Origin of the sequence: Dactylosporangium sp. NPDC000244 (assembly GCF_040300725.1) — a bacterium.
Taxonomy (GTDB): domain Bacteria; phylum Actinomycetota; class Actinomycetes; order Mycobacteriales; family Micromonosporaceae; genus Dactylosporangium.
The window spans coordinates 52,607-73,514 of sequence record NZ_JBEPEH010000030.1; the positions used below are offsets into that span (position 1 = coordinate 52,607).

Sequence of the window (20,908 nt, forward strand, 5' to 3'; positions counted from 1 at the left end):
GCATGCTCACCGCCTGGTCGAGCAGCAGCAGGGTCTCGTCGAGCACGTCGACGGCCGACTGCGACAGCAACGTGAGCAGGATCGGATACCGGCGCTCCGGCTCACCCCGCTGCAACGCCTGCCCGGTCAACCGACGACCGGCGCCGGCCAGGAACCGGCGCCGCTCGGCCGGCAGCATCGACAGGTCGAGGGTGTGCGCATCGAGGTGCCGCAGGTAGGCCAGCTTCTCCAGCTCCGCCTTCACCGCGGCAGGGCTCGACGACGCCGGTCGGTGAGCAGATGCCGCACCCGCGCCGAGGTCTCCGTCCGGGCGCGGGCCCGGGCCGCGGCCACCCGGCGCAGCAGCAGGATCGCCCCGGGCCGGATCACCCGGGACGAGAGCAGGTATTCGCAGGCCAGCCGGAGCAGCAGCTTCGGCGAGTCGCGCTCCATGGCCCGGGCGAACAGGAACTCGTCGAGGTCCTTCCACTCGGCGGTGTCCATCGACAGCCAGCCGGCGTAGCCGGCCACCTCACGCAGATGATCCGTACGGGTCTGCTCCCGCTCTCCGTACCCGCGCAGCTCACCCATCGCGATCCCGCGCCGCTGCGACAACCGGCCCACCGCGGCGTCCGGCGCCAAGCGTTGTTTTTGGTCCGGAAACTACGGGCGGGCCTGGTGCGGCACGGCCTGGCCGACGCCGTGCCGCACCGCCGTCGCCGGCAGGACAACCGGCGGTGGCAAGACGACCCCACGACAGCGCCGCCCGACACCATGACCCACCACCTTGGGCGTGGCCTGGTTCAAGGTCGCAGACCCGAGCCCTCAATCCGCCGGACGATGAGCGCGACATCGCTGCTGGTGGCGATCACCAACGTTCGGCCGGATGGAGAAAACCCAGCCGCGCGCAGCTCTCCATGCCGTTCGTCGTTGAAGACGTGCCACCACGTCGTCCCTGGCTCCCCGTCGTTGCGGCCGCCATCCGCGGAAAGCATGACCCGGTGGTGGGGCCACTCAGGCGCGACCACGTCGATGGTCCATCCATCCTCAGTCGTGGCGTGCAGGCCGCCCCCGAACAACCCTGCGATCCGCACTCGGGTTCCCGCCAACACGCCGATGCCTGGACACGCCAGGTCCGGTCCGTCCGGCGTCGACGCCTCCGGGTCGGGCTCACGGTCGCGTGCGACCTTCACGCCGGTAGTTGCCTCGATCAGGCCGAACCCGCCCATCGAGACAACCATCAACAGGTCAGCGCCAGTATCCGGATGCACCCCGAACCCGACGCCCTGCAGCCCGCCGACCGGAATGCAGGACCTCGGCCCACCGATCGATCGCCACGGCTCTGGCGGCCCGACGAGTGGGGCAGCCAGATACTTCGCCCTTAGCTGCCGCTGATACTCCGAAAGCAATTCGCCGTCCCCACAAAGATCGTCTACTCGGACGTGTCACCCATGTCCTGAGACCCGACAGGACTGATAGTAGGGGCGCCCGCGGACCTGGCAGCCCGAGCCCGCCCGGCGGGCGGCAACGCCAGTTCAGCCGCCCTCCTGAAACCGGCGCTGCGGCCGATCGTCATGTGGGGCACGAACGACGACGGCCGTGCCGCGCCGGTCAGCGCCAGGCCGTAGACCGACTCGTGGAGCCGGCGCACCTGCTCACGGCCCAGCTCGACCAGGGCGACCGCGGGCTGCAGCGCCGCGGCCAGCGTGGACGCGGGGCCGGGTCACGAGCACGATCCTCAGTCTGGCAGCAGCGGGACCGTCGGGCCCTGGCGGCGGCCGAGCAGCGACGCGCGGGTCACCGAGGCCGAGCCGAAGCGGTCGCGGACCTGGTCCAGGGCCGAGTCCAGGGAGTCGCCCGCGGCCACGTCGAAGGGCAGCTCGAGCTGTGACGCGCCGTCGCCGTCCAGGTTCGACACGGCGATGCCCACCAGGGTCAGGCCCCGGTTGGCGATGTCGGAGACCGCGGCGGCGTGCAGGCGCAGGACCGCGTCCAGGATCGTCTGCGTGTGCGACGTCGCCCGGGGCAGGGTGCGCGAGCGCGTCACCCGCGTGAAGTCGGCGAAGCGCAGGCGCAGCACCACGGTGCGGCCCGACCGGCCGGCCGCGCGCATCCGTCGCGTCACCCGGTCCGTGAGCTCGGCCAGGACCGCCTGCTGGAACGCGTGCGGGTGGGGGCCGCGGCCCAGGGCCCGCTGCGCGCCGATCGAGCGCCGGCGGCGGCCCGTCACGACCGGGCGCGGGTCGCGGTTGTGCGCCAGGGCGTGCAGGTGCCGGCCCTGGCCCTCGCCGAGCATCGACACGAGGGTGGCCTCGCCGAGGCGGGCGACCTGGCCGACGGTCGTCACGCGGTGGGCGTGCAGTTTGGCGGCGGTGACGTGGCCGACGCCCCACAGCCGTTCCACGGGGAGCCGGTGCAGGAAGGTGAGCTCGTCCGCGGGCGGCACGAGCAGCAGCCCGTCGGGCTTGGCGACGCCGCTGGCGACCTTGGCCAGGAACTTCGTGCGCGCGATGCCGACGGTGATGGCGAGCCCGACCTCGGCCCGCACCCGCTCCCGCAGCCGCGCGGCGATCCCGAGCGGGGCGCCGGCGATGCGGAACAGGCCCGAGACGTCCAGGAAGGCCTCGTCGATCGACAGGCCCTCGACGACCGGGGTGGTGTCGCGGAAGATCGCGAAGACGTCCTTGGACGCGGCCGAATACGCGTGCATCCGGGGCGGCACCACGATCGCCTCGGGGCACAGGGCGCGGGCCTGCCGGCCGCCCATCGCGGTGCGCACGCCGCGGCGCTTCGCCTCGTAGCTGCACGCGAGGACGACCCCGCCGCCGACGATCACCGGGCGGCCGCGCAGGCGGGGGTCGTCACGCTGCTCGACGGACGCGTAGAAGGCGTCGAGATCGGCGTGCAGGATCGTAGCCCCGTCCGACACGAACACATGTTCGCATAGGACGGGGCTACCAGGGAATACGTCAGGCGCGCAGGGCCTTGATCGTGTCGCGGTACCAGTGCGCCGACCGCTTCGGCGTGCGCTCCTGGGTGTCGTAGTCGACGCGGACGATCCCGAACCGCTTGTCGTAGCCGTAGGCCCACTCGAAGTTGTCCATGAGCGACCACGCGAAGTACCCGCGGATGTCGGCCCCTTGCTGCCGGGCGAGCGCGACGGCGCCGATGTGCGAGTCGAAGTAGGCGACGCGGTCGGCGTCGTCGACGAACCCGGTCTCGTCCGGCTCGTCGTCGAACGCGGAGCCGTTCTCGGTCACGTAGATCGGCAGCCGGTAGTCGGTGTAGAGCCGCACGAGCAGCTGGGTGAAGCCCTCGGGGACGATCTCCCAGCCCATGGCGGTGATCGGCCGGCCGGTCGGGATGACCCGCCGCACCGGCAGCCCGTCGACGTCGGTGGCGTTGCCGTCCTCGTCGACGCCGGAGACGGTCTCGGAGAAGTAGTAGTTCACGCCGAGCACATCCAGCGGGGCCTTGATGGCCTCGAGGTCGCCGTCCTGGACCGGCAGGGTGATGCCGCGCTGGGCCAGGTCCTCGACGAGGTCGGCCGGGTAGCGGCCGTGCACGAGCGGGTCGAGGTAGATGCGGGTGCCGAGGGCGTCGGCGCGGCGGGCCGCGTCCCGGTCCGCCTCGGAGTCCGTCTGCGGCGTCGAGACGCCCATGTTCAGGGTGATCCCGAACTGGTGGCGGCCGTCGGAGGCCTCCCGCATGCGCTCGGTCGCGAGGCCGTGGCCGAGCAGCAGGTGGTGGACCGCCGACATGGCGGCCGCGAAGTCCCGCCGGCCCGGGGCGTGGTCGCCGTAGGCGTAGCCGAGCATCGCCGAGCACCACGGCTCGTTGAGCGTCGTCCAGGTGGTGATCCGGTCCTGCAGCGCGTCGAAGACCATCATGCTGTAGTCGGCGAAGCGGTAGGCGGTGTCGCGGTTGGGCCAGCCGCCCGCGTCCTCGAGCTCCTGGGGCAGGTCCCAGTGGTACAGGGTGACCCACGGCTCGACGCCGTTGGCGAGCAGCTCGTCGGCGAGCCGGTCGTAGAAGCCGATGCCCTCGGGGTTCACCGGGCCCCGGCCGCGCGGCTGCACGCGCGGCCAGGCCACGGAGAAGCGGTACAGGTCGACCCCGAGGTCGCGGATGAGCGCCACGTCCTGCGGCATCCGATGGTAGTGGTCGCAGGCGACCTCGCCGGTGTCGCCCTTGGCGACCGCGTCGGGCACCTCGCAGAACGTGTCCCAGATGGACCGGGTGCGCCCGCCCTCCTCGACCGCGCCCTCGATCTGGTAGGCCGAGGTCGCCACGCCCCAGCGGAACGAGGGCGGGATCGTGGCGATCGGGTTGGCTCGATCGAGGGGCGCTGCGGTCGTGTCCATGGTTCTCCTGGGGTTGTTCAGCTTGGTTGGTGTCGGTCGGCCTGCTGCTAACCGGCGGTGACCGGGTGCAGGTGGCAGGCCACCGTGCGGGCCGGTCCGACGTGGTCGTCGGGCTTGCCCAGGACGGGAATCACCGTGTCGCACGGCTCGAAGCGCTTCGGGCAGCGCGGGTGGAACGCGCAGCCGGTGGGCATGCCGCGCAGGTCCGGCGGGGAGCCGGGGATGCCGGCCAGCTCGCGCCGCTCGCCGCGCAGGGCGGGGAACGAGCGCAGCAGGCCGCTGCTGTACGGGTGCAGCGGCTCCCGGTAGATGTCCGCGGACGGCGCCTCCTCGACGATCCGCCCGCCGTACATGATGGCGATCCGGTCGCTGAACTCCACCAGCAGCGACAGGTCGTGGGTGATGAACAGCACCGAGAAGCCCAGCCGCTCGCGCAGCTCGACGAGCTGGCCGAGGATCTGCCGCTGCATGACCACGTCGAGGGCGGTCGTCGGCTCGTCCATGATGACCAGCTGCGGCTGCAGCGCGAGGGCCATGCCGATCATGACGCGCTGGCGCATGCCGCCGGAGAGCTGGTGCGGGTACGCGTCGAGGCGGTCCTCGGCGATGCCGACGAGCCGCAGCATCTCCTTGGCCCGGTCCAGCCTTGCGCCCTTGGACAGCCCCGGCTCGTGTGCCTTGATCGCGTCCATCATCTGCACGTCGATCTTGTGGACCGGGTTGAGCGAGTTCATCGCGCCCTGGAACACGATCGACGTCTCGGCCCAGCGGTACTTGCGCAGCTCCTTGTGGCTGAGGCTGAGCACGTCGAACGGGTCGCCCTGGGCCGGGTGGTAGATCACGGAGCCGCCGGAGACCACGCCGGGCGGGGGCAGCAGCCGGGTCACGCCGTAGGCCAGGGTCGACTTGCCGCTGCCGCTCTCCCCCGCGAGGCCGACGACCTCGCCGCGGTGGATGGTCAGGTCGACGTCGCGGACCGCGCGGACCGCGTCGGAGCCGAGGCCGTAGTCGACGTTGAGGTTCTTGATCTCCAGCAGCGGCTTGGTGAGGACCTGGGTCATCGCTTGGCACCGTCCATCTCGATCTTCGCCGGCGGTTCGACCGAGCGCAGCACGGGGGTGAAGCCGACCTGCATCCGGACCTTCTCGCCGTTCGGGCCCTTGTTGTTGCCCGCGCCCGAGGTGCGCAGCCGCGGGCTGACGAACTCGTCGATGCCGAAGTTCACCAGGCTCAGCGCGGTGCCCAGAATGGCGATGGCGAGGCCCGCGGGGACGAACCACCACCAGGCGCCCTGGGCGAGGGCCTGCTGGCCCTGGGCCCAGAACAGGATGGTGCCCCAGTTCCACGACGACACCGAGGAGATGCCGATGAACGCGAGCGTGATCTCCGAGAGCACCGCGAAGATGACGGTGCCGACGAAGCCGGAGGCGATGATCGCGGTCAGGTTGGGCAGGATCTCGAAGAAGATGATCCGCCAGGTCTTCTCGCCGGTGGCCCGGGCCGCGTCGACGTAGTCGCGGCGGCGCAGCGACAGGGTCTGGGCTCGCAGCACCCGGGAACCCCACGACCAGCTGGTCAGGCCGATCACCAGGGCCACGGTCAGGTCGTTCACCCGCGGCAGCGACGTGCAGATGATGATGATCAGCAGCAGGCCGGGGATGACCAGGAACACGTTGGACAGCACCGAGAGGATCTCGTCGGCGATGCCGCCGAGGTAGCCGGCGGTGACCCCGACCAGGACCGACAGGATCGTGGCGACGATCCCGGCGACCGCACCGACGAACACGACGCTGCGGGTGCCGGCCAGGATCTGGCTGAAGATGTCCTGGCCGAGGTGGGTGGTGCCGAACCAGTGGCTGGCCGACGGCGGCTGGATCGCGTCCTTGGTGATCGCGTCCGGGTCGTACGGGGCGACCCAGGGCCCGATGATCGCGAAGATCACGTAGACGGCCAGGATGACCAGGCCGGTCAGAGCCTTGCCGTTGGCGATGAACCGGAACCGCTTGCGCTTGGCCTTCTTGCCCTTCGGCGCGGCGTCGGGCTGGGCCATCGCGCCCTGCCCGGGGATGACCTGCTCGATGCTCGAGGGAGTGACGGTCATCTCAGCCTGCCTTTCGGGTCCGCGGGTCGAGCAGCGTGTAGGCGACGTCCGCGAGCAGGTTGGCGACCAGCACCGAGATGGTGATGACCAGGAAGATGCCCTGCATCAGCGGGTAGTCGTGCGCGCCGACGGCCTGGAAGAGCTGGAAGCCCACGCCCGGGTACGAGAAGACGATCTCCACCAGCAGCGTGCCGCCGACGATGAAGCCCAGCGACAGCGCGAACGCCGAGATGTTGGGCAGCAGCGCGTTGCGGGCGGCGTAGCTGAAGGCGACCCGCCGCTCGGACAGGCCCTTGGCGTGGGCGACGGTGATGTAGTCCTCCGCGGACACGGTCACCATCATGTTGCGCATGCCGAGGATCCAGCCGCTCATCGAGGACAGCAGGATCGTGCAGGCCGGCAGGACGCTGTGGTTGATCGCCGAGCCGATGAAGGTCCCGTCCCAGTACGGCACCAGGCCCGGCGTGTACCCGCCGGAGGACGGGAAGTAGCTGCCGTTGCCGGTGAACAGGGCGATGAAGACCAGGCCGAGCCAGAAGTACGGGATCGAGGACAGGAACGTCGTGGCCGGCAGCAGCCCGTCGATCCAGGTGCCGCGCCGCCAGCCGGCGCCGATGCCCAGCGTCGTGCCGATCATGAAGCTCAGCACCGTGGTGATGCCGACGAGGCCGACCGTCCACGGCAGGCTCGAGCTGATCACCTCGCTGACCGTCGACGGGAAGAACGTGAAGGACAGGCCGAGGTCGCCGTGGAACAGCTGCTTCCAGTAGTCGAGGTACTGCTGCCAGAGGCTCTGCTCCTGGTCGAGCCCGAACAGCACCCGCAGCGACTGGATCGCGTCGGAGGACACCGCGCCCTGGTTGCGGGCCAGGAACGAGCTGATCGGGTCGCCCGGGATCATCCGCGGGATGAAGAAGTTGATGGTGATCGCGGCCCAGGCCGTGAACAGGTAGAACGCGAGGCGTTGCAGCAGGAATTTCATCGTGCCTCCTCCGGCTGGCGATGCGCCGGCGGCGTGGGGATCGACGGATCGGCGGCCGAGCCGACGCCCTCCTTGGCGACGGTGTCCGCGTCGTAGAGCCAGCAGGCGGCCCAGTGCCCGGGCTCACCGACCTCGAGGCGGGGCGGGAGCTCCACGGTGCAGCGCTGCATCGCGTGCGGGCAGCGCGGGTGGAACCGGCAGCCGGCCGGGGGCCGGATCAGGCTGGGCGGCTCGCCGTTGCCGCGGTCCTCGGCGGAGGTGTCGGCCACGCCGGCGATGCGGTCCGGGTCCGGGGCGGAGTCGATGAGCAGGCGCGTGTACGGGTGCGCGGGGTTCTGCGTGACCGACTCGCTGTCGCCGCCCTCGACCATGCGCCCGGCGTACATCACCATCGTCTCGTCGGCGAAGTACCGCGCCGAGGCGATGTCGTGCGTGATGTACAGGATGGCGAGGTTCAGCCGCTCCTTGAGGTCGCGCAGCAGGTTGAGGATGCCGAGGCGGATCGACACGTCGAGCATCGACACCGGTTCGTCGGCGAGCAGGGCCTCCGGGTCGGCGCCCAGGGCGCGGGCGATCGCGACGCGCTGGCGCTGGCCGCCGGAGAGCTCGTGGGGGAACTTGTCGACGTAGCGCTCGGGCGGGGTCAGCGACACCCGGGTCAGCAGCCCGGCGAGGGCCGCCTCGAGCTCCTCGGGGGTCTTGCCCGCGTTGCCGTGGATCTTCAGCGCCCGGGTGAGGTGGTAGCGCACCGTGTGCACCGGGTTGAGCGAGCCGAACGGGTCCTGGAAGATGAGCTGCACCCGGCTGACGTACTCGCGGAACCGGCGCCCGCCGTGCACCCGGGTCGTCTCCCCGTGCAGGCGGAGGTCGCCGCCGGTGCGGGGGTAGAGCTGCGCGAACAGCCGGGCGACCGTGGACTTGCCGGAGCCGGACTCGCCGACCAGTGCGGTGACCCTGCCTCGGCGCAGGGTGAGGGACACGTCGTCCACGGCGTGGACGACCGCCCGCTTGCCGGTGAAGATGTCGCTCAGCTTCCGCCGGACGGGGAAATGCTTGGTCAGGCCCTCGGCCTCCAGCACCACCTCGCCGATCGGCGCCGCCGGGCTCTCGCTCAACGTCATTGCCGTCGATCCTGTCTCGGGGTGTCTCGTCATGGGATACCGCTCCCCGGGCGACCCGCGCAAGGGCCGCCCGGGGAGCGGTGTCAGTACGATCCGGTCGTCAGGAGCCGGCCGGCTTGAGGTGCAGGATGACGTCCAGGGCGTTGGCCTGGGTCGGCTGCGCGGCACCGTACGGGTTGGCGTCGTCCGGCCAGCCCGTCCAGTTCTTGGCGCTGTACGCCGCACCGATGTTGTCGGCACCGACCGGGATCATCGGGGCCTGCTCGACGAAGATCTTCTGCAGCGTGGCGAGCGCGGTCTTGCGGGCCGCGTCGTCGGTGGCGGCGGCGTAGGCACGCAGCGCGGCCGTCGCCTCCGGGCTGTTGAAGCGGCCGAAGTTCGCGGCCGGGGACGCGGTGCCGATCGGCTTGAGCTGGTCGCCGTCCATCACCGTGCGGTAGATGTCGTACGGGGTCGAGCCGCCGTCGGTCCAGCGGAACGCGGCGTCGAACTGGCCGGCCTCGATGTTCTTGAACCAGGCGTCCTGGTTGGCCTTGTCGATCGTGGCCGCGATGCCGATCTGGGCCAGGTTGGCCTTCACGATCTCCAGCGACGTCTGGTAGTCCGACCAACCGGCCGGGTCGGTGAGCGTCAGGGTGACCGGCTTGCCGGACTTGTCCTTCAGCGTGGTGCCCTCGAGCTTGTAGCCGGCGGTCGCGAGCAGCGCCTTGGCGCCCTCGACGTCGACCTTGTAGTCCTTGCCCTTGTACTCGTCGGAGATGTAGGCGTCACCGGCGGGCGACGGCAGACCCGTCACGCTCTTGACCAGCGGGTGGAAGTAGCCGGCCTCGGCGGTGTTGAAGATGTCGTCGCGGTTGATGACCATGCCCATCGCGACGCGCAGCTTCGGGTCGTCGAACGGCGCCTTGGTGGTGTTGATGTAGAGGCCGTGGATGCCCAGGACCGGCGGGGCCCAGATCTTGTGGCTGGCGGCGTCCTTGTCGATGAAGACCGTCTTCACGTTGGGGATGAAGACGAAGCTCCACTCGCACTCGCCGTTGGCCAGGGCCGTGGTCTGCGCGTTGTTGTCGTTGTAGGACGTGTACCGCAGCTCCTTGACCTGCGGCAGCGTCTGCCAGTAGCCCTTGTCGCGGGCCACGAGGGTCGTGGTCTGCGGGGTGAAGGACTTCAGCGTGTACGGCCCGGAGCCGATCGGGTTCTTGTTGGCCTCGGTCTTCGGGTCGGCCACCTTCTCCCAGACGTGCTTGGGCACGATCGGGATCTGGGCGATCGCCTTCTGCTGGCTGACGTACTGCGACGACTTGAACGTGATGGTCACGTCGGAGCCGCTGGCGGTGGCGTCCGCGATCGGCACACCGCCGGAGTTGAGCGCCTCGTTGTCGCGCACCAGCTTGTAGGTGAACACGACGTCGTCGGCCGTGAGCTTCTGGCCGTCGGACCAGGTGGCGTTGTCACGGATGTTCAGGACGACCGAGGTGTAGTCCTTGTTCCAGTCCGCCTTGGTGGCGAGCCACGCCTTCATCGGGTCGGCCGGCTTGACCGGGTTCCACATCATCAGCGGCTCGTAGATCACCCAGCGGTAGCCGTCCTTGGCCCCGGCCGAGGTGGTCAGGAACGGGTTCTCGTTCTCGGTCAGCGGGCCGTTGGGCATGCCGACGGTCAGGACCGTCGTCTTGGCACCGTCGCCTTTGTTCTCGTTCGGCGAATCGCCGCACGCGGCCAAGGTGGTCGACGTGGCCAGCAGACCGGCCATGCCGAGCAGTACGGAGCGTCTGGTCAACACGGGGGTGTCTCCTTTGGTACCTGGATCGACAGGTGGGGCGGACAGGAACATTTCGCGGTATGGCGACGGCGCCGTGCGGTTCGGTAGGCGCCGCCCGTGGAGCGTTGAGGCGTCAGGTGGTGCGCTCGGGCTGCGCCGCGACGGTCGAGCCGCGCACGACGAGCGTGGTGGACAGGATGTTCGGCTCGGCCGTGAGCGGCGTGCCGTCGAAATGCGCGATGAGCCGGCGGGCCGCCATCTCGCCCATCTGGCGCATAGGCTGGCGGACGGTGGTCAGCGGCGGCTCGGTGTGGGAGGCGTGCAGGATGTCGTCGAACCCGACGAGGGAGACGTCCTGCGGCACCGCCTTGCCCGCCAGCCGCAGCGCCTGGAGGGCGCCGGAGGCCGACAGGTCGTTGTGCGCGAACACCGCGTCGAACTCGATGCCCTCGGCGAGGGCCCGCTGGACCGACACGATGCCGCACTCGTAGGTGAAGTCCCCCTCGACGACGAGACGGGGGTCGATGGGCGCGCCGGCCGCGGCGAAGACGTCCGCGAAGCCGCCGAGCCGGTCCTGCGTGCAGCCGAACTTCTCGGAGCCGGTGATGACGAGGGGGCGTCGCCGGCCGATCTCGACGAGGTGCCGGGCGGCGAGCGAGCCGCCGGCCCGGTTGGTGGTGGCCACCGACGGCATGAGCGGCTTGTCGCCGCGGTCGTCGATGAGGACCACCGGCAGGCCGCCCGCATACAGGTCGGCGAGGTAGTCCAGGGTGCCCTCGGGCTCGATGGCCAGCAGGCCGTCGAACGACTTGCCGGAGACCTGCGCGGAGAACTGCCGCATGGACTCGGCGCCGCGGTTGCACGTGAACAGCAGCAACCCGTATCCCTCCGACTCCACGACGTCGACCGCGCCCTGCACGACCTCACCCATCCACGGCCACGTCAGCGAGGGGACGAGCATCCCGATCACCCGGGTGTGCCCCCGGGCCAGGTTGACCGCCCGCGCGCTGGGCACGTAGCCCAGCTCGTCGATGACCGTGCGTACCCGTGCCGCGGTCGCCTCGTCGACCTCTCCTTTGCCGTTGAGCACACGCGAGACGGTGGTCTTGCTGACCCCCGCCCGCGCCGCCACATCGGCGATGGTGATCGGCACGCCGCGATCCTTCCGGTGAGAGCGCTTTCTGGCAAGAGAGCGTGTTCTGGAACCGGTTCCGCAACCGGTTCCGGCACACTAAATCGGATCGCAGACAGTGGTGTCAATAACACGGTGGTAACGAAACTTAACGTTGCGGCAACCCTTGCCAAGCGGCTGTCCATGGTGTTTGCTCGGGACCACCGTCGATGCGACTGCGGACTCGCCGGCAATCCCGGCACGATCCGCGCGGGACCGCTCCCATGGAGCGCTCTCACGATCTGCTCTCACCGCCAAGGGCCGTTTCCGAGGGCAGAATTTCAGAGCTACCGCGACGTCCGCCGGGGTCCGGACCGTTACTCCCGTGGCCTCACCGTCCGCCGCTGGTCACGGCGCACGACGCTGCGCGGCCGCGCACGCTGCGTCGCGGCCGGGCCGACTGGGATGGGCCCGGCTGGGATGGGCTCAGCGCAGCTTGATCGCGCTGCTGTCGCCGCCCACGAGCCCGGAGCGCACCCGCAGCTCGGTGAACGTCAGCCCGTCGGGCACGTCGAAGACGAGCGTGCCGGCGACCGAGTCCCCGGGACCGATCTCGCCGAACAGCGGCCGGGACTTGTCGTAGTACACCCACGAGAACTCGTCGGGGCCGTACTCCTTGCCGTCGCTGTCGCGCAGCTTCTGGTTGCCGACCCAGATGCGGCCCTTGCTGTCGCCGGTGTTCTCGACCTTGAGGTCGGCCAGGCAGTACTGCCCGCCGGGCTTGCGGGTCAGCGGCCAGTCCCCGAGCTCCTTCTTGCCGCACGCGAACCCGGCCAGGGTGAAGCGCATCTTGCCGTCGGAGGCGACCGGGCTGCGCTTCGGCGAAGGCGTCGGGGAGGGCGTCGGGGACTTGGTGGGCTCGCCCGCCTGGGCGCCCGCCCCGCCCTTGCCGGCCGACTCGGCCAGCTTGAGGCCGCCGAGCAGGCACGCGAGCAGCGCCACGAGCCCGATCCCGGTGGCGACGGCGCGCCCGGCCCGCCGCGGCCGCCGGCGCGGCGGCGGAGGAGGCGGGGGCAGCGGCGGCGCGAGCCGGCGGGTCCCCGTCCGCAGCTGCTGCGTGGGCCGCGCCACCGCCGCGGCGCCCTTCGCGAACGTGGCCGTCGGCGAGGGCCGCGCCGAGCCGGACGCGCGAACCGTCGCGGCCACCTGCGCCGCGGCCGGATCGTCCTGCCCGACCAGCGCGAGCAGCACCTGCCGGGCGGTGGGCCGCGCGGCGGGATCGGCCCGCAGCGCCCGGCGCACCATCGTGGCGAGAGACGGGTCCAGCCCGGCGAGCGCCGGCTCGGAGCCGGCCTCCGGCAAGGTGCCCGTGCCGGCCCAGGCGACGAGGAGGCCCCACGCGTACACGTCGCTGGCCTGGCTCGGCGGCCACCCGCGCTCCTGCTCCGGCGCCAGCCAGCCCGGCGTGCCGAAGTTCGGCTGGTGCGCCGCGCCGTGCCCGAGCAGCCGCGCCACCCCGAAGTCGATGACCTTCGGCCCGAACGGCGAGAGCAGCACGTTGCGCGGGCTCAGATCGGCGTGCACGAGCCCGACGGCGTGGATGGCGGTCAGCGCGGCCGCCACCCCGACGGCGACGGCCTCCACCTGCCCCGCGAGCGGCCCGTGCACGGTGGCGTAGTCGTGCAGCGACGGCCCCTGCACGTATTCGGTCACGATGTGCGGCACCGGCCCGTCGAGCGCGACGTCGAGCACCCTGGCCGTGCAGAACCCGGCGACCCGCGAGGCGGCCGCGGCCTCGGCGGCGAAGCGGTGCCGGAACATCGGATCGTGGTAGAACGCCGCGTTGATGACCTTGAGCGCGACCTTCCGCCCGTCGGCCCCCTCGGCCAGGTAGACGGTGCCCATCCCGCCGACGCCCAGCAGCCCGCGCAGCCGGTAGGACCCGACCGAGGCCGGGTCGTCGGCACGCAGCGGCGCGGGCGAGTCACCCATGCCAGCTATGGTGCCTCACCGGCGCACACGGGCCGGCACCAACCCGCCATCCGGTGACAATTCGGTCAGCCGGCACCGAGCGAACGGCCCCCCGGAGGCGAACCTCCGAGGGGCCGTCCGACGAGTCGAAGATCAGGCGACGCCGGCGTTACGGGCCGCCAGCAGCGCCGCGCCCGCGATGCCCGCGTTGTTCTGCAGCGCCGCCGGCACCACCCGCGTCGGCACGTCGACCAGGTGCAGCCACTTCTCGGCCTTCTTGCTCACCCCGCCGCCCACGATGATCAGATCCGGCCACAGCAGCGCGTGCAGGTGCCGCAGGTACGTCTGCACCCGCTCGGCGAACTCCGGCCAGCCGAGATTCTCCTGCTCGCGGATGCGGTCCGACGCGTAGTCCTCCGCATCCCCGCCGTGCAGGTGCAGCCCGCTCATCTGCAGGTGCCCGAACTCCGTGTTCGGCACCAGGGTGCCGTCGATGAACAGCGCCGTGCCGATCCCGGTGCCGAACGTGACCATCACGACCAGACCGGGCACGCCGCGGCCCGCGCCGAACTCCAGCTCGGCCACCCCGGCCGCGTCGGCGTCGTTGAGCACCGTCACGGGCCGGCCCAGCGCCTCCGAGAACAGCTGCTCGGCGGGCGCGTCGACCCACGACTGGTCCACGTTCGCCGCCGTCTTGGTCACCCCGTGCTGCACGACCGCCGGGAACGTGATCCCGATGCTCTGCGCGGCCTCGAACGAGCCCGCCACCGCCGCGACCGTCTTCACCACGCTGGGCACGTCGGCCGGCTGCGGCGTCTCGATCCGGACCCGGTCGCTCGTGAACGCCCCGGTGGCCAGGTCGACCGGAGCCCCCTTGATGCCCGATCCGCCGATGTCGATTCCCAGGACGACCACAGCTGCTCCTTCACGCGCACGAGGGCTCCGCACATTGCCTGCGGGTTACCCAATCATGTCGCGCGAGGGCAGAGATCACCGGGGAACGGGCTCACCCCGGGTAGGCCCCCACCGCGTCGCGCACCTCGAAACCGGCCGCGTCGGCGGAACGCGCACAGTGCGCGCAGCAGTAGAACTTCCCGGACACCTCCGCGCCGTGCCCGACGATCCGCGTCCCGCAGTGCTCACACACCGGCGCCAGCTTCTGGATCGCGCACTCGAACGAGTCGAACGTGTACGTCCCGCCGCCGGTCGTCCGCACCTCGAACGTCATGTAGTAGTCGTTGCCGCACGTCACACAGACCGCCATGTCAATCCCCCCGTCGCAAGTCGTCACGGCCAGCGTCACCGCCGCAACCGCCCGCCGCAACCGAATCAGGCGGAAATCCCCCGGCGGATCACCAGCATCGCCTGGTCGTCGTCGGACTCGTCGCCGAGGCCCAGCAGCAGCGCGTCGCAGACCGCCTCGAGGTCGCCGTCGCCGCCGTCGGCGCCCAGACCCGCCGCCAGCGCCAGCTGCAGCCGCTCCAGCCCCTCGTTGAACGTCTCGCCCCGCCGCTCGATCAGCCCGTCCGTCACCATCACCAGCGACTCACCCGGATCGAGCGTGAACACCGTCTCCGCGTCGTGCACCGTCGGCACGCCCAGCAGCGCCACCCGGCCCTCCACCGGCGTCGCCCGCCCCGCGGCCACCCGCAGCGGCGGCGGATGCCCGGCGTTGGCCAGCCGGATCTCCCCGGACGCGAGCTCGATGCGCAGCAGGCACATCGTCACGATCTCCTCCGGCAGGAACCGCAGCATCATCCGGTTCAGCCGCTCCAGCGTCAGCCCCGGCGCGTGATCCTCGGCGAGATACGCCCGCAGCGCGTGCCGCACCTCCGCCATGATCGTCGCCGCCCGCAGCGAATGCCCCGCCACATCGCCGATCGCCGCGACGATGTGCCCCTCCACCACCACGATCTCGTAGAAATCGCCACCCACGTACGCGTGGTCGCTCGCCGGCCGGTACCGCACCGCGACGTCATAGCCCGGCACCGGCGGCAGCGACGCCGGCAGCATGCTCTGCTGCAGCGTCAGCGCCGTGCGCCGCTCCTCGTCGTAGGAGCGCAACGCCTCCACCGCCAGCGCGATCGCCTGCCCGAGCTGGCGCAGCACGTCGTGGTCGTCGTCGGTGAACCCACCGGCCGGCACCGCGATGTGCAGCGGCTCCCGCCCCGCCTTGGCCCGGGCCACGACCCGGAACACCGGCCCGTCCCACCACGGGCCGCCGTCCTGCCCGAACAGCGCCGCGCCCGGCGCACCCTCCAGCGGGTCGGCCTCGAAGTGCTCCCGGTACGCGCCCCGCACCACCGGCACCGCCCCGGCCGCGTCCACTTGCACCGCGAGGGCCCCGGTCTCGGGCGACGCCGCAGCGACCGCCGCCGCCCCGCCGAAGACCCGCGACGCCCCGACCGCCGCCAGCCGCAGCAGCTCCGGCAGGCTCGTGGCCGCGTTGATCGCCGCCGTCGTCTCCACCAGGCGGGTCAGCCGCCCGGCGAGACGCTCGGCGCGGTGGCGGGCGCGGGAGTACCGCAGCAACGCCCCCACCGTCGCCAGCAGCTCGTCGGGGTCGATCGGCTCGGCCAGATACGCGTCCGCGCCCCGCATCAGCCCCTGGGTCCGGTCCACCGCGTGCACCGCGGTCGCCGAGATGTGGATCACCGGCACCGCCGCCGTGCGCGCATCGTCCTTGATCCGCTCCGCCACCTCGAACCCGTCGATGTCCGGCAGCCGCACGTCGAGCACCACCAGCTCGACCGCCGCTCCCCCGCCGTGCAGCAGCGCCAGCGCCTCCTCGCCGGTCGCGGCCTCGGTCACCCGATGCCCCTCCCGCCGCAGCCAGCTGGTGATCACGTACCGCTTCGACGGGCTGTCGTCGACGACGAGAATGTCGGCGGCCTGCTCCGGGTTCACGGGCGCAGCCCCGCGACGAGGTCGACGACCGCGCGGCGGGTCAGCTGCTCCTTGGCCAGCACCGAGCGCGCGTGGGCCAGCTCCTGCGGTGCGAAGTCGGACACGTCGGCCGCGGTCACCACGAACACCGGAATGCCGGCCACGTCCGGCAGCGCCGCCAGATCGGCCAGCAGCACCGTGCCGTCACCACCCGGCATCCGCAGATCCAGGAAGATCACCGACGGGCGCTCCCGCACCGCGATCGCCAGACCCGACCGCACGTCGGCGGCCTCGTAGACCTCGTCGGCGATCCCGGCCAGCAGCTGGCGCAGCAGGTGCCGGGCCGCCGGGTCGTCGTCGACCACCAGCGCCCGCTCCACCTGCGGCAGCGGCCCCTCGTCCTGCGCGTCCTCGGGCAGTGCCGGGCGCAGCGGCAGCGACAGCGTGAACGTGCTGCCCTCCCCCGGCTCGCTCACCATCGTCAAAGCCCCGCCCAGCAGCGCCGCCAGGCGCCGCGCGTACGGCAGCCCGAGCCCCGTCCCGCCCGCCTGCCGCGCCCCGCGCACCTGATGGAACTCCTCGAACACCCGCGCCTGCTCCGCGAACGGAATCCCGATACCGGTGTCGGTGACCGCGATGAGCAACCGGTCCGCGTCGACCCACGCCCCCATCCCGACCGTCCCCCGGTCGGTGAACTTCAGCGCGTTGGTGAGCAGGTTGCGCAGGATCTGCGTCAGCAGCAGCTCGTCGCAGATCAGCCCGGCCGCCGGCGGCTCGTCGACGTCCAGCTGCACCTCCGGCCGCGCCAGGGGCCGCAGCGTCCCGCGCAGCTGCCCGAACACCGCCACCAGGTCGATCGGCCCCCAGTTCGGCTCGATCCGCCCCGACTCCGCCTTGGCCAGGTCCAGCAGGTCGTTGACCCGCGCCAGCAGATCCGCCGCCGAACCCTGCACCAGCCCCAGCTGATGCGTCTGCTCCGACGTCAGCGGCTCCGAGCGCGGGTCCAGCAGCAGCCGCGTCAGCCCGATGATCGCCGTCACCGGCGCCCGCAGCTCGTGCGACACGTTGGCCAGGAACCGGCTCTTGGCCTCGTTGGCCTCCCGCAGCTGCGCCGAGCGCTCGTCCAGCTCCGCGTACAGCGCCACCACGCCCTGGTTGGTCTGCTCGAGCTCCTCCGACAGCTGGGTGTACAGGGCCATGACGCCCCTGTTCGTCTCCTCCAGCTCCGCGTTGAGATGCAGCAGCTCGTCGCGGTGGGCCTGGACCTCCTCCAGCGCCGTGACCAGCTGCCGGTTCTGCACGCTCAGCTCGTCCAGCGCCGTCGTCGGCGTGCTGCGGGCCAGGTCGTTGCGCGCCTGTTCGATCCGCTCCGGGTCGACCTGCGCGGGCAGCCGCCGCGTCAGCACGATCCGCTCGTCCTCCACCCGCACCTCATCCATCAGCCGCCCGGCCGCCCGGACTCCCTCGAGAGCCTGGTTACCCACGGCCGCCGATGACACAACAATGACCAGGTGGGGGCGGGGTTCGGAGGCCGCCGCGAACGTCACCTCGGCGCCGAGCGCCTCCCGGCCGATCTCGCTCATTGCGGTCGCCACCCGAACCTGGTCCTGATGCTCCAGGCCCAGCGCGGCGGCCACCTCCCGGCCCCGCTGGCGCAGCACGAACACGTCGTGCTCACCCGCGAGCACCATGCGCAGGATCGGCGCACCGTCGCCGGTCACGCCGGCTCACCGGCCGCCCCGCCGGCCACGGCCACGGCCACGCATGCGTCGTCCCGGCGCACCCCGGCGTCGCGCAGCAGCGTCGCCGCCACCAGCAGCGGCTCGTGCCGCGACAGGCCCGGGTAGTCACGCAGGCTCCACCGGTCGGAGACGCCGTCGGAGTGCAGCACCACGACCCCCTCCGGCGGCAGCTCATAGGTGAACTCGCGGACACTCCGCGACTGATGCCCGACGATGCCGGGCATGCTCACCATGCCCCGCCGGTCCCCATTGGGAAACGCGATCGTCCCCGCGACGTTGCCCAGCCCCGCGAACACCACCGACCCGCCCGCGATCCGCGCCACCGACACCGCCGCCCCGCGGGTGTGCGACACCGTGCGGTGCAGGTGCTCCACGATCGCCGCCGGCGCCTCCAGCGACGAACCCAGGAACCCGTCGGCGACCGCCGCCGAGGCCGCCGCCGCCAGCGCGCCGTGCCCGAGCCCGTCGGCGATCAGCACCAGCAGCCCCCCGTCACCGGTTGCCCGGGCCGCGTACCGGTCCCCGCACACCTTCTCGCCGGTGATCGGCCGCGACAGCCCCGCGACCGGCGAGTGCACCGCCCGCCGCTTCTCCCCCGGCCACAGCTGCGCCGCCAGGACCGTGCCCTTGCCCGGCAGCGAGTAGCCGCTCGCCGAGTCCGAGAGCCGCTGGACGGCGCCGAGGCCGATGCCGAGCGTCCCGGCCGTCGAATGCCCGTCCACCGAGCTGAACGGCAGGTCCCGCATCCCCGGCCCCGAGTCGACCGCGACGAGCTCGATGCCGCCGATCTCCCCGCGGCGCAGGCAGCGCACCGACAGCGCACCGCCGTCGGCGTGCCGGTGCAGGTTCGAGGCCAGCTCGGCGGCGACGATCGCCACCTCACCGGCCCGCTGCTCGCCGAAGCCGAGCCGCTGCGCGCAGTCGGTCGCGACCCGGCGGGCGACCCCGGCCGCCCCGGGTTCGTCGACGGCGACCCAGCCCAGCTCCTCGATCGTCGGCGGTGCCGCGACGGTCGTCACCGGGCCCACTTCGTCACCGCGATGCGCGTGCCGCCGCCCGGCGTCGAGTCGATCTCGAACTCGTCCACCAGGCGCCGTGACCCCGAAAGGCCCAGCCCCATGCCGGTGCCCGTGGTGTACCCGTCCGTGAACGCCAGCCCGAGATCCGCGATGCCGGGCCCGGAGTCCACGAACTCGGCCCGCACCCCGGCCCGCCGGCCGTTGTGCACCCCGGCGATCATCGCGTATCCCCCGCCGCCGTGGATGAGCGTGTTGCGGGCCAGCTCGCTGGCCGCGGTCACCAGCTTCGTCTGGTCCACCAGCGGCAGCTTCGCCTCCACCGCGGCGACGCGCACCGCCTGCCGGACCCGCACGACGTCCTTGTCGTCGCCGATGTCCAGCCGCTGCGGCTCCTGACCGGGGGCGAAGTCAGGCACCGTCGTCCTCGACCGCCGTCAGCACGCCGACGCCGTGGATGTGCTTCGACGCGGCGAGGATCTCCAGCGCCTTGTCGACGTTGAGCGCGGTCCGGACCCCGTTGAGCGACAGGCCCAGCTCCACCAGCGTGATCGCCACCGCGGGACGCATCCCGACGACCACGGTCTCGGCGTCGAGGACCCGGGACACCGCCGCGATCGTGGACAGCATCCGGCCGATGAACGAGTCGACGATCTCCAGCGCCGAGATGTCGATGACCACCCCGTGCGCCCCCGTCTCCACGATCCGGTCGGACAGGTCCTCCTGCAGCTGCATGGCGGTCTGGTCGTCGAGGTCGATCTGGATCGACACGAGCAGGATGTCGCCGATCTTCAGAACGGGAACGCGGTCCATCAGATCGCCTTGCGCTTGGCGAACTCGACGCCGCTGGCCCGCAGCGCGTGCATGAGCGCGTCGGCGAGCGTGGCCTTGGTGGCGATGTCGCCGAACTCGATGCCCAGCGCGACGACCGTCTGGGCGATCTGGGGCCGGATGCCCGAGATGATGCACTCCGCGCCCATGAGCCGCGCGGCCACCACGGTCTTGAGGATGTGCTGCGCCACCTGGGTGTCGACGGCCGGCACGCCGGTGATGTCGACGATCGCGTAGGCGGAGCCGGTGTCGACGAGCGTCTGCAGCAACTTCTCCATCACCACCTGGGCCCGGGCCGAGTCCAGCGTGCCGACCAGCGGCACCGCCACCACGCCGTCCCACAGCTTCACCACCGGCGTGGACAGCTCCAGCAGCTGCTCGGTCTGGTCGGCGATGATCTCCTCGCGGGCCTTCGCGTAGGTCTCGAACGTGAACAGGCCCATCTCGTCGACGAGCCGCGACAGCACGAGGAAGTCGGCCGGCACCTGGTCGGCGTCGGCGGACTCGGACAGCCCGAGCATGACCTCCTTGACCGTGAACACCAGGTTCGCCGTCTCGGTCGGCGTGAAGCCCTGCCGCGCCCACGACCGCGAGAGGTCCACGAGCGCCCCGCGGAACTCCCCGCTCCCGGCCCCGGTCAGCTCGCCGTCGCCGGTTCCCTCGAGCATGCCCAGCAGCGCCGCGTACACCTCGCGGACCTGCCGCTGCAACTCGGCGTCGGTGAGCCGGCCCCGCAGCGTACGGGCGGCGATCTCCGTCCAGCGCCGCACGATCTCGTCCTCGTGCGACCGCAGGAGCACACTGAGCCGCTGCCTGGCCTCGGCGTTCACCTTCACCCGTCCACTCCCTCTACACGTTTCGTGATTCGGAAAGGACGGTACCGCCCGCCGCTCACCCGGGCGAACGCGGACACCTGTTTGCCACGCGACAACCTTTCGGACCCGGGCGGGTCGGCCACGACCGCAACCACCCGCGGAGGGTGAGGCCACGGGAGTAACGGTCCGGACCACGGCGGACATCGCGGTAGCTCTGCATGGGCTCC

Annotated in this window: 18 protein-coding genes and 1 pseudogene; all 19 read right to left on the minus strand. The window is 71.7% G+C overall.

All coding sequences use genetic code 11. The annotated features are described in order from the left end of the window. Positions 1 to 4: 4 nt before the first annotated feature. A pseudogene (locus tag ABT369_RS36730) lies at positions 5 to 618 on the minus strand (DUF4158 domain-containing protein); the annotation flags it as partial. 164 nt (positions 619 to 782) lie between these two features. Beyond that, positions 783 to 1,208 (minus strand): hypothetical protein, encoded by a 426-nt coding sequence (locus ABT369_RS36735; RefSeq protein ID WP_350619211.1) that lies wholly within the window; start codon positions 1,206 to 1,208, stop codon positions 783 to 785. Between the two features lie 509 nt (positions 1,209 to 1,717). Further along, the gene (gene dinB, locus ABT369_RS36740; RefSeq protein WP_350619213.1) at positions 1,718 to 2,908 is read right to left on the minus strand and encodes a DNA polymerase IV; all 1,191 of its coding nucleotides are present in this window, start codon (positions 2,906 to 2,908) and stop codon (positions 1,718 to 1,720) included. A gap of 40 nt (positions 2,909 to 2,948) precedes the next feature. Then, entirely contained in the window at positions 2,949 to 4,343 is a 1,395-nt protein-coding gene (locus ABT369_RS36745; protein WP_350619215.1) for a GH1 family beta-glucosidase, read from the minus strand. Positions 4,344 to 4,390: 47 nt separating this feature from the next. Continuing rightward, the gene (locus ABT369_RS36750) at positions 4,391 to 5,404 is read right to left on the minus strand and encodes an ABC transporter ATP-binding protein (protein WP_350619217.1); all 1,014 of its coding nucleotides are present in this window, start codon (positions 5,402 to 5,404) and stop codon (positions 4,391 to 4,393) included. Then, positions 5,401 to 6,444 (minus strand): ABC transporter permease, encoded by a 1,044-nt coding sequence (locus ABT369_RS36755; protein WP_350619219.1) that lies wholly within the window; start codon positions 6,442 to 6,444, stop codon positions 5,401 to 5,403. Before ABT369_RS36755 ends, ABT369_RS36750 begins: the two co-directional genes overlap by 4 nt. 1 nt (position 6,445) lies before the next feature. After that, positions 6,446 to 7,426, minus strand: a complete 981-nt coding sequence (locus ABT369_RS36760; RefSeq protein WP_350619221.1) for an ABC transporter permease — start codon at positions 7,424 to 7,426, stop codon at positions 6,446 to 6,448. Beyond that, positions 7,423 to 8,547, minus strand: coding sequence for an ABC transporter ATP-binding protein (locus tag ABT369_RS36765; protein ID WP_350619223.1), 1,125 nt, complete (start codon positions 8,545 to 8,547; stop codon positions 7,423 to 7,425). Before ABT369_RS36765 ends, ABT369_RS36760 begins: the two co-directional genes overlap by 4 nt. Positions 8,548 to 8,647: 100 nt before the next feature. Continuing rightward, a complete protein-coding gene (locus ABT369_RS36770) occupies positions 8,648 to 10,300 on the minus strand; it encodes an ABC transporter substrate-binding protein (protein WP_350619384.1) in 1,653 nt (550 codons plus the stop codon). Between the two features lie 142 nt (positions 10,301 to 10,442). Next, positions 10,443 to 11,462 carry a LacI family DNA-binding transcriptional regulator gene (locus ABT369_RS36775; RefSeq protein ID WP_350619225.1) on the minus strand — a complete coding sequence of 340 codons (1,020 nt, stop codon included), beginning with the start codon at positions 11,460 to 11,462 and terminating at the stop codon, positions 10,443 to 10,445. A 444-nt stretch (positions 11,463 to 11,906) separates the two neighbouring features. After that, the gene (locus ABT369_RS36780; RefSeq protein ID WP_350619227.1) at positions 11,907 to 13,412 is read right to left on the minus strand and encodes a serine/threonine-protein kinase; all 1,506 of its coding nucleotides are present in this window, start codon (positions 13,410 to 13,412) and stop codon (positions 11,907 to 11,909) included. A gap of 132 nt (positions 13,413 to 13,544) precedes the next feature. Further along, on the minus strand, positions 13,545 to 14,306 hold the full coding sequence (gene ppgK / locus ABT369_RS36785) for a polyphosphate--glucose phosphotransferase (protein WP_350619229.1): 762 nt from the start codon (positions 14,304 to 14,306) through the stop codon (positions 13,545 to 13,547). 91 nt (positions 14,307 to 14,397) lie between these two features. Next, positions 14,398 to 14,655: a metallothionein gene (locus ABT369_RS36790; RefSeq protein ID WP_350619231.1), complete on the minus strand. Its 258-nt coding sequence runs from the start codon at positions 14,653 to 14,655 to the stop codon at positions 14,398 to 14,400. Between the two features lie 65 nt (positions 14,656 to 14,720). Further along, complete coding sequence (locus ABT369_RS36795; RefSeq protein WP_350619233.1) at positions 14,721 to 16,298, minus strand: SpoIIE family protein phosphatase; 1,578 nt, start codon at positions 16,296 to 16,298, stop codon at positions 14,721 to 14,723. Further along, complete coding sequence (locus tag ABT369_RS36800) at positions 16,295 to 17,998, minus strand: ATP-binding response regulator (protein WP_350619235.1); 1,704 nt, start codon at positions 17,996 to 17,998, stop codon at positions 16,295 to 16,297. The genes ABT369_RS36795 and ABT369_RS36800 overlap by 4 nt, the downstream gene beginning before the upstream one ends. Beyond that, positions 17,995 to 19,038 (minus strand): ATP-binding protein, encoded by a 1,044-nt coding sequence (locus ABT369_RS36805; RefSeq protein ID WP_350619237.1) that lies wholly within the window; start codon positions 19,036 to 19,038, stop codon positions 17,995 to 17,997. Before ABT369_RS36805 ends, ABT369_RS36800 begins: the two co-directional genes overlap by 4 nt. Continuing rightward, positions 19,035 to 19,454, minus strand: a complete 420-nt coding sequence (locus ABT369_RS36810; protein ID WP_350619239.1) for an anti-sigma regulatory factor — start codon at positions 19,452 to 19,454, stop codon at positions 19,035 to 19,037. Before ABT369_RS36810 ends, ABT369_RS36805 begins: the two co-directional genes overlap by 4 nt. Then, a complete protein-coding gene (locus ABT369_RS36815; protein WP_350619241.1) occupies positions 19,447 to 19,848 on the minus strand; it encodes an STAS domain-containing protein in 402 nt (133 codons plus the stop codon). Before ABT369_RS36815 ends, ABT369_RS36810 begins: the two co-directional genes overlap by 8 nt. Then, positions 19,848 to 20,702: an STAS domain-containing protein gene (locus ABT369_RS36820; protein ID WP_350619243.1), complete on the minus strand. Its 855-nt coding sequence runs from the start codon at positions 20,700 to 20,702 to the stop codon at positions 19,848 to 19,850. Before ABT369_RS36820 ends, ABT369_RS36815 begins: the two co-directional genes overlap by 1 nt. Between the last annotated feature and the right edge of the window lie 206 nt (positions 20,703 to 20,908).

What these genes read in the sequence shown, in the direction of transcription:
- ABT369_RS36780 (WP_350619227.1), bottom strand. Translation starts at nt 13,412, where the DNA reads ATGGGTGACTCGCCCGCGCCGCTGCGTGCCGACGACCCGGCCTCGGTC.
- ABT369_RS36790 (WP_350619231.1), bottom strand. Translation starts at nt 14,655, where the DNA reads ATGGCGGTCTGTGTGACGTGCGGCAACGACTACTACATGACGTTCGAG.
- ABT369_RS36750 (WP_350619217.1), bottom strand. Translation starts at nt 5,404, where the DNA reads ATGACCCAGGTCCTCACCAAGCCGCTGCTGGAGATCAAGAACCTCAAC.
- ABT369_RS36755 (WP_350619219.1), bottom strand. Translation starts at nt 6,444, where the DNA reads ATGACCGTCACTCCCTCGAGCATCGAGCAGGTCATCCCCGGGCAGGGC.
- ABT369_RS36770 (WP_350619384.1), bottom strand. Translation starts at nt 10,300, where the DNA reads ATGGCCGGTCTGCTGGCCACGTCGACCACCTTGGCCGCGTGCGGCGAT.
- ABT369_RS36745 (WP_350619215.1), bottom strand. Translation starts at nt 4,343, where the DNA reads ATGGACACGACCGCAGCGCCCCTCGATCGAGCCAACCCGATCGCCACG.
- ABT369_RS36765 (WP_350619223.1), bottom strand. Translation starts at nt 8,547, where the DNA reads ATGACGTTGAGCGAGAGCCCGGCGGCGCCGATCGGCGAGGTGGTGCTG.
- ABT369_RS36735 (WP_350619211.1), bottom strand. Translation starts at nt 1,208, where the DNA reads ATGGGCGGGTTCGGCCTGATCGAGGCAACTACCGGCGTGAAGGTCGCA.
- ABT369_RS36815 (WP_350619241.1), bottom strand. Translation starts at nt 19,848, where the DNA reads ATGGACCGCGTTCCCGTTCTGAAGATCGGCGACATCCTGCTCGTGTCG.
- ABT369_RS36760 (WP_350619221.1), bottom strand. Translation starts at nt 7,426, where the DNA reads ATGAAATTCCTGCTGCAACGCCTCGCGTTCTACCTGTTCACGGCCTGG.